Source organism: Hymenobacter algoricola, assembly GCF_039539525.1.
Taxonomy (GTDB): domain Bacteria; phylum Bacteroidota; class Bacteroidia; order Cytophagales; family Hymenobacteraceae; genus Hymenobacter; species Hymenobacter algoricola.
Genome location: NZ_BAABDH010000106.1, coordinates 48,716 through 63,373, shown reverse-complemented (window position 1 = coordinate 63,373; position 14,658 = coordinate 48,716). Strand labels below are relative to the sequence as shown.

General features: G+C 63.9%; 14 protein-coding genes. 4 read left to right on the top strand and 10 right to left on the bottom strand.

All coding sequences use genetic code 11. The annotated features are described in order from the left end of the window. Positions 1–19 precede the first annotated feature (19 nt). From mltG to ABD842_RS17195, 3 genes are all read right to left on the bottom strand, one after another. A complete protein-coding gene (mltG, locus tag ABD842_RS17205; RefSeq protein WP_345116690.1) occupies positions 20–1,093 on the bottom strand; it encodes an endolytic transglycosylase MltG in 1,074 nt (357 codons plus the stop codon). Positions 1,094–1,110: 17 nt separating this feature from the next. Next, on the bottom strand, positions 1,111–1,881 hold the full coding sequence (locus ABD842_RS17200) for a class I SAM-dependent methyltransferase (protein WP_345116688.1): 771 nt from the start codon (positions 1,879–1,881) through the stop codon (positions 1,111–1,113). Between the two features lie 138 nt (positions 1,882–2,019). Beyond that, complete coding sequence (locus ABD842_RS17195; RefSeq protein WP_345116686.1) at positions 2,020–3,507, bottom strand: helix-turn-helix domain-containing protein; 1,488 nt, start codon at positions 3,505–3,507, stop codon at positions 2,020–2,022. Positions 3,508–3,710: 203 nt separating this feature from the next. Between ABD842_RS17195 and aceB the strand changes: the two genes are divergently transcribed. Next, complete coding sequence (gene aceB / locus ABD842_RS17190) at positions 3,711–5,342, top strand: malate synthase A (protein ID WP_345116684.1); 1,632 nt, start codon at positions 3,711–3,713, stop codon at positions 5,340–5,342. 138 nt (positions 5,343–5,480) lie between these two features. Further along, entirely contained in the window at positions 5,481–6,767 is a 1,287-nt protein-coding gene (gene aceA / locus ABD842_RS17185) for an isocitrate lyase (protein WP_345116682.1), read from the top strand. 85 nt (positions 6,768–6,852) lie between these two features. On the opposite strand, the gene ABD842_RS17180 is transcribed toward aceA, so the two are convergent. From ABD842_RS17180 to ABD842_RS17170, 3 genes are all read right to left on the bottom strand, one after another. Further along, the gene (locus tag ABD842_RS17180) at positions 6,853–8,022 is read right to left on the bottom strand and encodes a ribonuclease D (RefSeq protein WP_345116680.1); all 1,170 of its coding nucleotides are present in this window, start codon (positions 8,020–8,022) and stop codon (positions 6,853–6,855) included. 321 nt (positions 8,023–8,343) lie between these two features. Further along, a complete protein-coding gene (locus ABD842_RS17175; protein ID WP_345116678.1) occupies positions 8,344–9,252 on the bottom strand; it encodes a prohibitin family protein in 909 nt (302 codons plus the stop codon). A 99-nt stretch (positions 9,253–9,351) separates the two neighbouring features. After that, positions 9,352–9,831, bottom strand: a complete 480-nt coding sequence (locus ABD842_RS17170; protein WP_345116676.1) for a hypothetical protein — start codon at positions 9,829–9,831, stop codon at positions 9,352–9,354. 189 nt (positions 9,832–10,020) lie between these two features. Between ABD842_RS17170 and ABD842_RS17165 the strand changes: the two genes are divergently transcribed. Beyond that, positions 10,021–10,287 carry a hypothetical protein gene (locus ABD842_RS17165; RefSeq protein ID WP_345116673.1) on the top strand — a complete coding sequence of 89 codons (267 nt, stop codon included), beginning with the start codon at positions 10,021–10,023 and terminating at the stop codon, positions 10,285–10,287. 105 nt (positions 10,288–10,392) lie between these two features. On the opposite strand, the gene ABD842_RS17160 is transcribed toward ABD842_RS17165, so the two are convergent. From ABD842_RS17160 to ABD842_RS17150, 3 genes are all read right to left on the bottom strand, one after another. After that, complete coding sequence (locus tag ABD842_RS17160) at positions 10,393–10,686, bottom strand: hypothetical protein (protein ID WP_345116671.1); 294 nt, start codon at positions 10,684–10,686, stop codon at positions 10,393–10,395. 173 nt (positions 10,687–10,859) lie between these two features. Then, a complete protein-coding gene (locus tag ABD842_RS17155; protein WP_345116669.1) occupies positions 10,860–12,092 on the bottom strand; it encodes an S-adenosylmethionine:tRNA ribosyltransferase-isomerase in 1,233 nt (410 codons plus the stop codon). A gap of 70 nt (positions 12,093–12,162) precedes the next feature. After that, complete coding sequence (locus ABD842_RS17150; protein WP_345116667.1) at positions 12,163–12,942, bottom strand: class I SAM-dependent methyltransferase; 780 nt, start codon at positions 12,940–12,942, stop codon at positions 12,163–12,165. 248 nt (positions 12,943–13,190) lie between these two features. Here ABD842_RS17150 and ABD842_RS17145 point away from each other — a divergent pair, with 248 nt between their 5' ends. Next, positions 13,191–13,739, top strand: a complete 549-nt coding sequence (locus ABD842_RS17145) for a hypothetical protein (RefSeq protein WP_345116665.1) — start codon at positions 13,191–13,193, stop codon at positions 13,737–13,739. Positions 13,740–13,811: 72 nt separating this feature from the next. Here ABD842_RS17145 and ABD842_RS17140 read toward each other — a convergent pair whose 3' ends face one another. Further along, a complete protein-coding gene (locus tag ABD842_RS17140; protein WP_345116663.1) occupies positions 13,812–14,390 on the bottom strand; it encodes a TM2 domain-containing protein in 579 nt (192 codons plus the stop codon). Positions 14,391–14,658: the final 268 nt, after the last annotated feature.

Here is a 14,658-nt window from a genome sequence, read left to right as displayed (position 1 = left end):
GGAATTTGCACTACGGCCCTCAGCGCCGGATTTTGAGGCTGTCGAGGGCGTGCTGGTAGCGGCGGGCATTGCGCCGGTGGGCCGCGTAGGATTCGGCAAAATCGGAGTAGCCGCTCAGGTCGGGCCGGGCGCAGAAGAAGAAGAAACGGTGCGCGGCGGGCTTGAGCACGGCGTTCAGGCTCTGGCGGTTGGCCGAGGTAATGGGCCCCGGCGGCAGCCCCGCGTGCCGGTACGTATTGTAGGGCGAGTCCACGAGCTTGTCGCGGTTCAGTACCCGCTTCACCCCGAAGTTGCCGATGGCCCAGAGCAGGGTGGGGTCGGCCTGCAGGCGCATGCGGCTGCGCAGGCGGTTGAGGTAGACGCCGGCAATGATGGGCTTGTCTTCGGGCTTGGCCGTTTCGCGCTGCACAATGCTGGCCAGCACGTGCACCTGCACCGGCGACAGACCCAGCGAGTCGGCCCGCTGCCGGCGCTGCGCATTCCAGAACCGCCCGTGCACGGCCGCCGCCGAATCCAGAAACTGCCGCGCCGAGGTGTTCCAGAACAAGCGGTACGGGCCAGGCAGAAACAGCGTCAGCACGGTGGTCGTGTCGAGCTGGTAGCGCTGCAACAGAAAGCGGTTGTCGTTCAACAGCTGCCGGAGCGCGCCGGAGTCGGCCTCCAGCTGCCGGCTCACCTGCCGCACCAGCTGGGGCTTGTACTTAAAGGCGTTCAGCTCAAAAGGCACCGTGTCCTGCGGCCCTTGCTGAAGTTTTTCCAGCAACGCCGCGTTGCCCAGCTCCGGAGAAAGCAAGTAACGGCCGGGCTGCACGTGGGCCGGGTAGTCGCGCCGGGCCGCCAGCCACCGAAACGTGGCGGGCTCGATGAGCAGCTCGTGCCGGGCCAGCGAATCGAGCACGGCCTGGTAGGAGGCCCCGGTGCGGATGTACAGGTAGGCCGGCCCGAAAGCGGACGCCGTCACGTTGGGCTGCCACAGCACCCGCCACGCCGCGTACAGGCCCGCGCCACCCCCCAACAAGGTCAGGACCAGCAGGGTGAAAGCCACCCGGCGCCGCCGGCGGCGGGACGAGGAATCGGAAGAGGTCTGGGGCAAAGCGGGGAAGTTGGGGCTTAGGATCGGGTGGCCAGGGCTACCAGCCGCTGCCAGATGAAGGTGTAGTCGTCGGCGGGCAGGGCCTGAATCTGAAACGCGGCCCGGGCCGCGGCAGGGGCCTGAGCAAAGGCCGCGCGTACGGCCGCCGCCGGTTCGGGCGCAGTACCGGCTTTTTCCAGCCAGTCGTGGAGCTGCATCGGTACTTCGCCGCCGGGCACGTCCAGCGCGGCTACCGTCAGGCCCGCCGTGGTCAGGGCCTGCCGCCACTGCCGGGGCGCCAGGTTGCGGCGGTGCGACGGGTCGCGCAAGGCTTCCACCCCGTTTTGCCAGTCGGCGGTTGCGGGGTCGTGGTCGGGCACGGTGGTGTCGGCCAGCACAAAGCGGCCGCCGGGCCGCAGCACCCGCGTCACCTCGGCCAGAAACTGCGGCACCGACTCGAAATGGTGGGGCGCAATACGGCAGCTAACCAGGGAAAAGGTGCCGGCGGCGAAAGGCAGGGCTTCCGCCGCGCCTTCCTGCCAGCTCACGTTGGTCAGGCCCAGCGCGGCCTGGTGCTGCCGGGCCCGGGCCAGCATCCCCGTCGATACGTCGAGCCCGACTACCGTGCGCACGAGCGGGGCAAAGGCCAGGGCCGTGAAGCCGGTGCCGGTAGCTACATCGAGCACGTCGTCGGCGGGCTGAGCAGCCGCGTGGGTCAGCAGCCACTGCAGCGACGACTCCGTCCAGGCATTCCACTGAGCGTTGTAGTGGCTGGCCTGGCGGTCAAACTGCTCTTTGGCGGTGGTCATGATGCTGGTTTTTGGTGGGTGGTTTTTGGTTTTTGGCCCCAGCGGCCGAAGCCGAGCGGGAGCCGCCGCCGTTCAAGTGCTACTGAGGCTTCCCCCGTGCAGCGTCATTATTATATCAGCTGAGCCAAAAACCAAAGATTACCCGCCGTTCACCAGGGCCGCGACGGCCGCTTCCTGCTCCCGGTTACGCTGCTGCCGCTCGATTTCGAGCGGCGCGGCGGCCCGCACCTCGCAGTCGGGGATCGGGCACCGCTCGCAGGTTTCGTTGACGATCTTGAGCGGAATGGCCGGGTCGTCGAGGAAGCGCACTTTTTGCTTGAGGTTGTCGTCGCAGAGCAGGCCCACGTTGACGCTCACGGCGGGCTCGGTCGCCGACGCCGCCCGGGCCAGGGTGAGGCAGAGGTACTCGTCGTCGGTGCCGAAGTAGCGGGAGCGTTGCGCCCCGATGACCGTGGTAGCGGCGCTCAGCGGCTGGTGCTGACGGGCGTCGTTGATCAGCCACAGCGAAATCCAGCGGCGGCAGTAGTGCTCGTGCAGCTCGTTGCCGTGCGGGTTGTGCAGGCGCGAGAGGTGCAGCTCCTTGCTCAGCACGTAGGCGGCATCGGCACTGGCCTGGTCGAAGCGCAGGAAAAACAGGCTTTGCAGGCCAAAATGCCGGGGCAGCAGGTTGGTCATGCGCTGCATAAACATCTCCGGCGACACGTCGTACTTGGCCATCAGCTCGAGCAGCGCGGCCGGCTCCCACTTCTTGCTGGCAAACAGCTTCTGGAAGTCGCGCACCAGGCTGTCTTCCTCCATCAGCAGGGCGCCGGCGAAGTAGGAGGCCTTGAAGTTGTTGAGCACCTCATCAAAGCTGCGCACCGGGAAGCTGGCATTCACGTAGGGCCGCTCCTTGAGGTTGAGGTAGTTGAAGGCGATTTCGCGGCCCAGGACAAATGCTTCCTGGGTGCCCGTGAGGCCGGGACGCAGCAGCAGCCGGCGGGTTTTGGGCTGAAACACCGACCGCAGCCGGCCCAGCGTGGCGTGCTCGCCCAGGGCCGTGCGGTCGATGGTGTAGCCGTATTTTTGGGTGAGCACGGCTTCGAGCTGGGTGGTATCGAAGGGCGCGCCCACGGCCAGCTTTTCCTGCCCCACGAAGGTGCGCACGTCCTGCTCCAGCTCCTCAAAGTAGTTGTCGTGCATCTCCTGGTAGGAGCGCAGGGCGGCCAGAAAGAAGTGCTCCTGGCGCATTTCGTAGTTGCGCGCAATTTCAAACAGCGTGCTGATGAAGGCGTTCATCTTGGCCGGGGCATCCGAAATCAGCTCCACGATGCGGATGGGGTCCAGCCCGAACATCTCCAGCGGAAACTCCTTCAGCAGGTCCGACTGCAGCAGCTCGGAAATCGGCTCCAGCTTGCGGCTCAGCGTCAGGGACGTCAGCTGGTCGTAGGTGACGCCCAGCACCTTGCTCAGGCCCAGGATCTTGTCGGCCTTGGGGTACTTCTTGCCTTTCTCAATCTCGTTGAGGTAAGACACTGACACGTCGCAGGCCCGGGCCAGCTCGGTGGGCGTAAAGCCGCGCTCCTGCCGCAGCTCGCGCAGCTTCAACCCAAATATCAACCGCACTACCTGACCGTGACTCAGCATATAAACAAGTATCGAAAACCCGGGCTCAGCGGCTGCTTCTCCAAAACGAGCAGGAGCGGCGGCCGAAAGCAAAAAACTAACCCCGCAAAACTACTCAGATTCGAGGGTTTTAAATATTTAGCGAATATTCGCTAGGATGACAAAATTCGCTTGCCTATGTTTGGCCATCAGCTTTCCGATTCACCTCCCCAAACCCCCGCCTCATGTCGCCCTTCGCTGAACCTCAGACGCTTATTACGCCCCCCACGTACCTGACCCCCGAGCGGGTGAAAGTAACGGGCGCCTACTCCCCCGAGTTTGCTGAAATTCTGACGCCCTCGGCGCTGGCCTTCGTGGCGGAGCTGCACCGCCGGTTCGACCCCACCCGCCGGGAGCTGCTGCTGCGCCGCGAGGCCCGGCAGAAGGAGCTGGATGCCGGCAGGCTGCCCGACTTTCTGCCCGAGACCCGCCTGATCCGGGAAAAGCCCTGGACCGTGGCCCCGCTACCCGCCGACCTGCTCGACCGTCGGGTGGAAATCACCGGGCCCGTGGAGCGCAAGATGATTATCAACGCGCTGAACTCGGGGGCGAAGGTGTTTATGGCCGACCTGGAAGATTCCAACTCGCCGACCTGGGCCAACGTGATAGAGGGCCAGCGCAACCTGCGCGATGCCGTGCGCCGCACCATCTCGCTGAGCACGCCGACCAAGGAATACACGCTCAACGCCGAAACCGCCACCCTCATGGTGCGCCCCCGCGGCTGGCACCTGCTCGAAAAGCACGTGCTGGTCGATGGGGAGCCAATCAGCGCCTCGCTGTTCGACTTCGGGCTCTACTACTTCCACAACGTGCACGAGCTGTGCGGCCGCGGCAGCGCCCCGTATTTTTACCTGCCCAAAATCGAGAGTCATCTGGAAGCCCGCCTCTGGAACGACGTGTTCGGCTTCGCGCAGTGGTCGTTGAAGATGCCCAAGTGCAGCATCAAGGCCACGGTGCTGATTGAGACGCTGCCGGCGGCGTTTGAGCTGAACGAAATCCTCTACGAGCTGCGCGAGCACAGCGCGGGCCTGAACTGCGGCCGCTGGGACTATATCTTCTCCTACATCAAGCGCCTGGGCCTGAAGCCCGAGTTTACCCTGCCCGACCGCGCCCAGGTCACGATGACGGTACCCTTCATGGCGGCCTACTCCCAGCTGGTGATTCAGACCTGCCACCGCCGCGGGGTGCACGCCATCGGCGGCATGGCGGCCCAGATTCCCATCAAGAATAACCCCGAAGCCAACGAGCTGGCCCTCGACAAAGTACGGCAGGACAAGATCCGCGAAGCCAAAAACGGCCACGACGGCACTTGGGTGGCCCATCCGGGGCTGGTGCCGGTGGCGCTGGAAGTCTTCAACGAGCTGATGCCCGGCCAGAACCAGATTGCCAACAAGTGCGAAGACCTGCACGTGACGGCCGAAGACCTGGTGCGCGCCCCGCAGGGCACCATCACCGAGGACGGCCTTAAGCTCAACATCGACGTGGCCGTGCAGTACCTCGAATCGTGGCTGGGGGGCAACGGCTGCGTGCCGATCTACCACCTGATGGAAGACGCCGCCACCGCCGAAATCAGCCGGGCGCAGGTGTGGCAGTGGGTCCACACGCCGGGCACCAGGCTCGAAGACGGCCGCGAGGTGACCGTGGAGCTGTACCGCTCCCTGGTACCCGGCCAGCTGGAGAAAATCCGGACCCTGGTGGGCGAGGAGCGCTATGACGGCGGCCAGTACCTGCCCGCCGCCCGCCTTTTCGACCGGATGGTGATCAGTGAGAAGTTTATCGAGTTTCTGACCGTGCCCGCCTACGAACAGCTGGCCTGATGTCGTAGTGCCACGGCTCCAAGCCGTGGCACTACTCGGCTTCCTTCCCGATTCTCAAAAAAGCCGCTTTGCCAGCTGGCCGGGCGGCGCTTTGCCCTTTTTTCAACTCAACTCAACTCAACTCCAACGTCAACCACCATGAAAAAGCAAGAACGGATTGCCGCCCTCAAGCACGACTGGGCCACGAATGCCCGCTGGAAAGGAATTGAGCGGCCCTACCCGGCCGAGGATGTCGTGAAGCTGCAGAATAGCCTGCACATCGAGTATTCTCTGGCCCGGCAGGGGGCGGAGCGGCTGTGGAGCCTGCTGCACTCCGAAGAGTACGTAGCCGGCCTCGGCGCTCTGACCGGCAACCAGGCCGTGCAGGAGGTGCAGGCCGGCCTGAACGCCATCTACCTCAGCGGCTGGCAGGTGGCCGCCGATGCCAACGGGGCCGGTCAGATGTACCCCGACCAGAGCCTGTACCCCGTCGACAGCGTGCCGAGCGTGGTAAAGCGCATCAACAACGCCCTGCTGCGCGCCGACCAGATTCAGAACCTGACCGGCGACGGTGACGTGCACTGGCTGGTGCCCATCGTGGCCGATGCCGAGGCAGGGTTTGGCGGCAACCTGAATGCGTTTGAGCTGATGAAGATGATGATTGAGGCCGGGGCCGCGGGCGTCCACTTCGAAGACCAGCTGTCCTCGGCCAAGAAGTGCGGCCACCTCGGCGGCAAGGTGCTGGTGCCCACCCAGGAGGCCATCAACAAGCTGGTAGCCGCCCGCCTGGCCGCCGACGTGCTGGGCGTGCCGACGCTGGTAGTAGCCCGCACCGACGCCGACGCCGCCGACCTGATTACCTCCGACGTGGACGAGCGGGACCTGCCCTTCGTGCTTTCCGAGGACGGCCGCACCAGCGAAGGGTTTTACCGCGTCCGGCCCGGCATAGAGTCGTGCATTGCCCGTGGGCTGGCCTATGCGCCGTATGCCGACCTGCTGTGGATGGAAACCTCCCACCCCGATCTGGAGCAGGCCCGCACCTTTGCCGAAGGCATTCACGCCCAGTTTCCGGGCAAGCTGCTGGCCTACAACTGCTCGCCGTCGTTCAACTGGGCTTCGAAGCTAAGCGTGGAGCAGATGGAGACTTTCCGTGAGGAGCTGGCCGCCTTGGGCTTCAAGTTCCAGTTTATCACCCTGGCCGGTTTCCACGCCCTCAACACGAGCATGTTCGAGCTTGCCCAGGCCTATCGGGAGCGGGGCATGGCCGGCTACTCCGAGCTGCAGGAGCGGGAGTTCCGGCTGCAAAAGCACGGTTTCAAAGCCGTGAAGCACCAGTCCTTCGTCGGTACCGGCTACTTCGACGCCGTGCAGAGCGTGGTATCGGCCGGCAAGGCCAGCACCGGCGCGCTGGTGGGCAGTACCGAAGAGGCGCAGTTCAGCCACTAGCTCTCCGGCTTCCTATACCAATCCAAAGAAAAAGGCCACCCGCATAGGTGGCCTTTTTCTTTGGATTGAATGAGCGGCTCCTGGGCTAAAACGGGTCAGCCAGCTGGGCGTAGTCGATGGCGTGGCGCTGGGCGGCTTCCTGCAGGATGGTTTTCTGCCAGGGCCGCAACACGGCATCGGCGCCCAGCTCCACGATGTCGGCCACCAGGCGGTTCGACAGCACTAGGTTGGCTACATAGCCGTTGACGTCGGTGGTGATGTGGTTTTTCAGCTGAATCAGCAGCTGCTCGCGGGCGTCGGCGCGGGCGGCTTTGTCGCCGCTGAGCCGGCGGCGGAACGGAAAGCGGCGCTGCTCGGCCGGCGCGGCCGGCTCGGGCACGGGTACAAAATTGTCGGGCGACAGGGCCGTAAGCTGGTCGAGGTAGGGAGTACGCTTGAGCTCGGGGTGCAGGCCGCGGGCATTTTTCCAGTCGTTCAGGTCCCGGGGCGTGTCGCGGACCAGCTCCGAGAGCCGGTCGTTGGCGAAAACCATGTAGGGCGGCCGGTCAATCTGCTTGGCCACCTGGTCGCGCAGCATGTACAGGTCGCGGAACAGGGGCAGCTCGGTGGGCAGGATGCGGTATTTGCCGGCCATGCGCAGGTAGGGCCGCTCGTCGCGGTTGTAGCGTACCTCTTCCAGGGCGGCGTTTTCCTGGTCGGCCCAGGCGGTGCGGCCCAGGGCGGCGAGCTTGTCGCGCAGCTTGTCGGCCAGCTCAAACAGGTAGAGCACGTCGTTGGCGGCGTACACTTTCTGGGCTTCCGTGAGGGGACGCTTCAGCCAGTTCGACTTCTGCTCCCCCTTATCCACTTCCAGCCCGACTTCGGCCTGAATCAGGCGGCCCAGGGAAATGTTGTTGTCCGACTCGCCCAGCAGGGTATACTGCACGCTGGTATCGGTGATGGTGCGCACGTGTACGCCATACAGCTCATCGAGCAGCAGAATGTCCGACTTGCAGCTGTGAAACACCTTCTCTACCGTCGGGTCCCGCAGAATATCCCAGAGGGGCTCCAGCTCCTGAGCCGGGTTGGTCAGCGGCAGCGGATCAATCAGGTAGACGACTTTGTCATCGTAAATCTGAATAAGGGCGAGGTTGCGGCCGTAGCGGTGGCGCATATCGTCGAACTCCAGGTCGATGGCAATGCGGGAAGCGGAGCGCAGAGCGACGGCGGCCTGCTGCACCTCGGCAGCAGTAGTCAGGTAGTGAATGGTAGGCATTTAGTGGGCAGGGCAAGGCGAAAACCGGTGGGAGCACCGGCAGACAATGACGGGAGCCATTTCGGTAAAGGTAGGTAAGCCGGGTAAGCAAAACCAATCGGTTGGCGGGCGGGCCCGAAAATCGAAAGCGACCCGGCTCCGGCCGGCGCTGAAGGCCAACGGCGGCCTGCTGGTTCTGCCCCTTCCCCGGTCCGACAGCAACCGGAACGAGCGGCCGGAGCCGAACGAGGCTTACCGCGAGTCGACTCAGCACCCCATAGAAAAGGCCGCCCCAACCAGTGGGGCGGCCTTTGGGCTTTTCGGCCCCTGAGCCGGGCTGGCTTACTTGTCGCTGAGCAGAATCTGGGGCGTGGCACCCCGGCCGCCCATGATGATAACCTTGGCGTTGGGCGAGGTGGCAATTTCCTTGTTGGCCTTGATGCTTTCGTACTGCAGCAGCTTGTCGGTGATTTCCTGGTTGATGATTTTCTGGTAGTCGGCAATGCCCTGGGCTTCCACGCGCTTGCGCTCGGCTTCCTGCCGCTCTTTCTGGAGCACGAACTGCATTTTCTGGGCGTCCTGCTCGGCCGAAATCTTGCTTTCGATGCTGCTCTTCACCGACTGCGGCAGCTGAATGTTGCGAATCAGGAGCTGCTCCAGCTGCAGGCCGCGGCTCTTGAAGTCCTGCTCGATGCTCTTGAAGATGCGGGCCTGAAACTCGTCGCGCTTGGTGGAGTACAGCGCCACGGCATCATAGTAGACGGCATTGTCGCGGATGCGGGTACGGGTAACGGGCCGCACGATGGCGTCCTGGTAGTTGGGGCCGATGGTCCCCAGAATCTTGGGCGTTTCGGCGGGCACGGCCCGGTAGAGCACCGTCAGGTCGATGACGACTTCCAGGCCGTCGGCGCTCAACACCCGGATGGCGTCGTCGCCGGCCTGCTGGCCCTCGCCGTGCTGGGCCGACATGGTGTAGTTCTGGGTGCGCGTGTCAAACTCCGTCACGGCCACCAGCGGATTGATAACGTTCAGGCCGCTAGTCAGCACCTGGGGCTGCACCTTGCCGAAGAGGGTCTGCACGCCTACGCGGCCGGCCTCAATCTGCACCACGCTGCTCAGCACCAGGCCCAGCACAATCAGCACGGTGCCCCCGAAGATGAGCAGCCCCCGGAAACGCTCAAAGCTGAAGGAGAGGCGGGCGGCGTTGAAGCCCAGAATCAGCAGCACGAAACCAATGAAAACGAGGGTCATAAGGCAGCAGCGAAGGATGGAAGAAGCCGGGAAACCCCAGCGGTGGGGCCGGCTGCCGGCAAGGTAGTCGTTTGCCGCCTGCTGGCCGATTAAGGAACACTAGTCCTCGTCGTCATGTTCGTCGTCGGGACTGAAATCCAGCTCGCCGGCCACTTCCAGGGCTTCGGCAATGGCCTCATCCATCAGCGGCTGCGAGTCGGCATCGAGGGTGCGCTCAAACAGGTTGAGCAGCAGCTCGCCCTCCTCGTTCACGTAGAGGTTGGTGTAGAGGCGCTCAAACAGCTTGGCGTCGCGGGTGATGGTGGCATCGATGTCGGCTACCGAGCGGGCCCGGGTGGCTTTGTGGAGCACGTCGAGCACCCGGCGGCTTTCCTCGTGGTCGCCGAGGTCGGCCAGCAGCTTCATCAGGGCCATGGCTACGCCCAGGCGCACCCGCTCAAACCGGAACGCCAGATCCGTCTGAGGAGCCCGCTCAAAATCGGCGTAGGCAGTGGTGGCGGGCTCGGTCAGAAAGCGGGCCGCATCGTCGGGGGTGCGGAAAGCCAGGTGCAGCAGCTGGTCGTAGGAAAGGGCACTCATGGGCAAAAAAAGTAAGGTGGAGCCCGGCGGTGGGCCGGCTTCGGCCGCAAAAAAACGCCGTTCCCGGGCCCGGGACGCAACCCGGCGGCCCGAAGGTACGATTAGCCCAAGGACAAGTCGCTACCCAGGCTGCGCCGCTCCCCCGCGCCGCGGCCCGTACCGGTATTCACGCAACCAACTCTTTCCGCAATGACGCACAAGAAAAAATGGCTGGTTTTTGCGCCCTCGGGGCTGATGGTCATCGGGTTTGGTGCCTGCCTGGTGCAGTGGGCTGCCGCCAAGAAAACCGCCGGTGAGCCTACCGCCGAATGGGTAGCGGCCGGTACCGTAGCCCTGGGCGTGTTCAACGCGGGGCTCTGTCTGTTTGGCCGGGGCGTGGCCGAAAGTGTGCTGTACCAGCTGCGCGAAAAGCAGCCCGCACCCGGCCCGGCTCCGGTCGCCAAGCTGTTGGACTAAAGCGGCTCAGCGGCAGCATTCTGAGCCGCCCACCAGCACCGGCAGCAAGGCCACAAAAAAGCCCCTTCAGCGTACTGAAGGGGCTTTCGGCGAGTCCGGCGAAGCTTAGTCCGCTACGTCGACGGCTTTGTCTTTCACGGCGGTAGCGCCTTTCTTCACGACGCGGCCGGTTTTCCGGGCGCCTTTTTTCACTACGCTGCCCGTTTTCCGGCCCGCGTACTTGGCATCTTCCTTGGTGTTCTGCACGGCCTGGCCGGCAGCAGTGCGGCCCGTGCGGGACTCCGTTTTAACGGTACCATTGGGCCGAACTTTCGTTTCGGTCTTCATCGGCTCCTGGGTCTGGGCAAAGGCGGCGGTTGAAAAGGCTGCAAACGTGAGCAGCAGAAGGGCTTTTTTCATGGTCAGTAAGGTTGAGAGTAGATAACCTGAGCCCTTATACGGGACCCGGCAAATCAGTAGTACGATTCCCCCCCAAATTCTTGCGCCGGCCTGGCCAGCCGACCGGAAAGCTCCCGGGGCAAAGCGCGCTACCTAGCGTTTTGCTCCGGTACCGTTGGCCCGCCGCTCTCATCTCAGGGCAGCAGCAACGAACTGTCGCCGTAGCTCAAGAAGCGGTAGCCACCGGCCAGCGCGTGGTCGTAGACGCGGCGCCAGTCGGGGCCGATAAGGGCGGCTACGAGCAGCAGCAAGGTGCTTTCGGGCTGGTGAAAGTTGGTAATCAGGCCCTGCACTACCCGGAACCGGTAGCCCGGGGCAATCAGCAGCTGGGTGGTGGCGTGCAACGCCTCGGCATCGGTGGCGGCCAGGTGGTCAAGCACGGCCTGCAGAGCAGCCGCCAGGGGCACTTCGGCCGCGGCCTCGTAGGGCTGCCACTGGCCTACGTGCAGCCCTTCCGCTGCCGCCTCAGGCTGGTGGGCCAACCGGGCGCCGAGCCAGTACAGGCTTTCCAGGGTGCGCAGGCTGGTGGTGCCCACGGCCAGCACCGGCCGCGGGGCCTGGGCCAGCAGCTGGCGCACCACGGCGGCCGTCACCACAAACGGTTCCCCATGCATGGCGTGGCCCGCCATGTGGTCGGCTTTCACGGGCTGAAAAGTGCCGGCCCCTACGTGCAGAGTTACCCGCGCCGTGGTGATGCCGCGCTCCGTCAGCTCGGCCAGCACCGCATCGGAAAAGTGCAGGCCCGCGGTGGGAGCCGCCACGGCGCCTTCGTGGGCGGCATACACGGTCTGGTAGCGCACGGCATCGGCAGCGGTATCGGTGCGGTTCAGGTAGGGCGGCAGGGGCAGGTGGCCGGCGCCGCGCAACACTTCAGCAAAGGGCAGCTGTGCGGGCTCCCAGCGAAACGCAATCAGCGAATAGCCGTCGGCGGCCGCCTGCCGCTCCGCCGTCAGCGTGGCGGGCTGGCCCAGCACCTGAAATTCGAGGTGTAGCGGGCCGCTTTTCCAGCGCTTGCCATTCCCGACCAGGCACTTCCACACGCAGCTGCCGGTTTGCTGCATGGCCGGCTCAATGGCGCGGTGCGGCGCCACCGGCTCGAGGCAGAACAGCTCAATGATGCCGCCCGTGGGCTTGTGGCAGAATAGCCGGGCCCGAACCACTTTCGTGTCGTTAAACACGAGCAGCGCATCGGCCGGCAGCGCGGCCGGCAGGTGGCGAAACGGCTGGTCGGTGATGCCGCCGCCGCGGTACACCAGCAGGCGCGACTGGTCCCGGTCGGGGAGGGGTTCGGGGGCAATCCGCTCCGGGGGGAGGTGGTAAGTGAAATCGTGGATGGAAAGCTGGCGCGGGTCGGGGAAGGCTGACATAGGCCCAAAGGTAAGCGCCCGGCCCCGCGGTTGGTGCGGAACCGGGCGCCGGCTTAGGGCCGCAGCCGGCTTATTTGGCCCGGCGAAAGAACATCAGGTGCTGCTGGGGCAGCGTTTCCACGTTTTCGATAAACTCCAGACCCACGGCGGCCATTTCCTTGCGGGCCTGCTCCAGGCTCATCTTATGAATGCGCTTGATGGGCACCCGGGAATCTTCGGCCCGGTACTCTACCAGGGCTAAGCGGCCCGTGGGCGTCAGCGCGGCGCGCACGGCCCGCATCATTTCCCGGGGGTGGTCAAACTCGTGGTAGGCATCCACAATCAGGACCAGGTCCACGCTGCGGGCCGTCAGGTTGGGGTTCTGCACGGTGCCCAGCACGGGCTCCACGTTGGTAATCTGCCGGCGCTCCTTGTTCTGCTTCAGCGAAGTAATCATCTCGGGCTGAATATCCACGGCCAGTACCCGGCCCTGGGGCACGAGCGGACTGATGCGGAAGCTGAAATAGCCCGTGCCGGCGCCCAGATCGGCCACCACGTCGGTGGGCTTGAGCTTGAGCTCGCGCAGCAGAATATCGGTGCCTTCCTCCTCCTGGCGCCCGTTGCGCTCCAGCCAGTCGGCACCCTCGTGGCCCATGACGTGGGCAATCTGCCGGCCCAGGTAGTAGCGGCTGATGCCGTTGGGGTCAGCAGGCGGGCGCGACTCGTAGCCGGTCGTGTCGGGGGGCATCCGGCGGCGCTGCTCGGCCAGGGAAGCCGCCGTGCTTTCGGCGGGAGGCTGAGTGCAGGCTGAAGTCAGCAAAACCAGGCCCGGCAGCAAAAGCCGCCAGGAACGAGAAGGAGCAAAGGTCATAGGCACAGGACAAAGAAACTGCGTTTTTGTCAACAACCATACGCGGCGAAGCGTTCGGCGGTGGTGCGCTAAGGCTACCGGCAGGACTTTTTTGCACAGGGTTTGGGCCGTGTAAAAGCTATGCTGCTTAACAACTTGGCCGCGCCCAAAGACGGATTGGGGGAGGGGCGGCAGCCAAAAAAAACCACTTTTTTCGCGCTGACTTCGTAAAATGCGCGTCATTCCACATTTACCACATTTCAAGTCCCATGAAACACTTGTCCGGAATCCTGAACAAGCTAACAGTCCTGGCGGCCGTTGCCGTTGGCCTGAGCAGCTGCAACCGCGGCGAATACGCCGTGCTGCCCAAGACCACGCCCTACCACGAAACGCACCGCTCGGTAGCCATCAAGCCCGCCGTAGCACCGGCAGCGGCTACGCCTGAGACAGCCGCGCCGACAGCAGCCGTAGCTCCGGCCGTGGTGGCCCAAACGCCCGTTGCGGCGGCGCCCGTAGCAGCTAAAGCGGCGGCGCCCGCGCCCCGCAAGCTGAGCCTGGTGCAGAAGCTGGCCGTGTCGAAGGTAGCCAAGCAGGTGAGCAAGGTGGCTGATCAGACCCAGTTGAAGAAGCGCACCGAAACGGCGGCTACCAGCAAGCTGGAAGGCAAGCTGCGGCAGGGTGTGATTCTGCTCATCATCGGTTTGCTGCTTGAGCTGCTGGGGGCCGCTACCGGCATTGGCCTCATCTATGTTCTGGGCGCCATCGTCGCCATCATCGGGGTAATCCTCATCGTGCTCTACCTGCTCGACGAGATATAAATGCCACGTTGAGTAAACAAAAATCCCCGCTGGCAGCTGCCAGCGGGGATTTTTGTTTACTCAACGGCTGAGTTAGTCGTTGAATTTCTCGGTGTAGTCACCATCCTTCGGCTTCAGGTCGCCGGTGATGATGCGGATGAAGTCGATCAGGGTCAGGATGCCGAAGCCGCCCAGAGTCAGCAGCTCCAGAATACCCATGCCAACGTAGCCCAGGTAGAAGCGGTGTACGCCCAGCCAGCCCAGGAAGAAGCAGAGTACAGCAGCTACGGTCTGGCTTTTGCCTTCGGCAGCAGGCGCCGCTTTGGCCGCCTTCACCGCCTTGCGCATCTCCTTCACCGTGGCTTTGGTGGCCTTTACTTCGCTCACGGCCGCTTTGGTAGCCGCAACCGGAGCCGTAGCGCGCACGTGGGCGGCGTAGGTACGGGCTGCTTTGTGGGTAGCCGGTGCCGTAACGGCGGGAGCAGCAACCGAAGCGGTGAGCTCAGCAGCCGGGGTTTCAGCAGTAGCAGCTGCTGCGGGGGCAGCAGCTACGCGGGTAGCCGGGCTGGTGCGGTAGGCAGCCGACTGCTGAAAGGTGTAGCTTTCCTTGCTGCAGGAAGCCAACGACAACGTGATGACGGCGGCGGAGAGAAGAGTAGAAAAAGTCTTCATAAGTGGGGAAACGGGTAGGTGGAGTTAGGAATGAAAAAGACGGAAAATCAATTGCAATCAGACCGCAACGGATAGGATTGTAGCCGGCCGATAGGGCAATATTAAACCTTTTAGTTCTTAAGCTCGTTTGAGTGCCCGCAAAAAAATGGCAGTGCCAATAGGAAAATTACTAAGACTTTTCCTATCAATGTGTTAGGCGATTTGCCTGGCGCAGCAATATCAATAGCATAACAGTGAAGCGGATAGCTTGCCAGGCGCGTAGTCTCCT

Excerpts from the sequence above, each read along its gene's own strand:
- ABD842_RS17200 (WP_345116688.1), bottom strand. The coding sequence starts at position 1,881 with ATGACCACCGCCAAAGAGCAGTTTGACCGCCAGGCCAGCCACTACAAC.
- ABD842_RS17195 (WP_345116686.1), bottom strand. The coding sequence starts at position 3,507 with ATGCTGAGTCACGGTCAGGTAGTGCGGTTGATATTTGGGTTGAAGCTG.
- aceB (WP_345116684.1), top strand. The coding sequence starts at position 3,711 with ATGTCGCCCTTCGCTGAACCTCAGACGCTTATTACGCCCCCCACGTAC.
- aceA (WP_345116682.1), top strand. The coding sequence starts at position 5,481 with ATGAAAAAGCAAGAACGGATTGCCGCCCTCAAGCACGACTGGGCCACG.
- ABD842_RS17180 (WP_345116680.1), bottom strand. The coding sequence starts at position 8,022 with ATGCCTACCATTCACTACCTGACTACTGCTGCCGAGGTGCAGCAGGCC.
- ABD842_RS17175 (WP_345116678.1), bottom strand. The coding sequence starts at position 9,252 with ATGACCCTCGTTTTCATTGGTTTCGTGCTGCTGATTCTGGGCTTCAAC.
- ABD842_RS17170 (WP_345116676.1), bottom strand. The coding sequence starts at position 9,831 with ATGAGTGCCCTTTCCTACGACCAGCTGCTGCACCTGGCTTTCCGCACC.
- ABD842_RS17165 (WP_345116673.1), top strand. The coding sequence starts at position 10,021 with ATGACGCACAAGAAAAAATGGCTGGTTTTTGCGCCCTCGGGGCTGATG.
- ABD842_RS17160 (WP_345116671.1), bottom strand. The coding sequence starts at position 10,686 with ATGAAAAAAGCCCTTCTGCTGCTCACGTTTGCAGCCTTTTCAACCGCC.
- ABD842_RS17155 (WP_345116669.1), bottom strand. The coding sequence starts at position 12,092 with ATGTCAGCCTTCCCCGACCCGCGCCAGCTTTCCATCCACGATTTCACT.
- ABD842_RS17150 (WP_345116667.1), bottom strand. The coding sequence starts at position 12,942 with ATGACCTTTGCTCCTTCTCGTTCCTGGCGGCTTTTGCTGCCGGGCCTG.
- ABD842_RS17145 (WP_345116665.1), top strand. The coding sequence starts at position 13,191 with ATGAAACACTTGTCCGGAATCCTGAACAAGCTAACAGTCCTGGCGGCC.
- ABD842_RS17140 (WP_345116663.1), bottom strand. The coding sequence starts at position 14,390 with ATGAAGACTTTTTCTACTCTTCTCTCCGCCGCCGTCATCACGTTGTCG.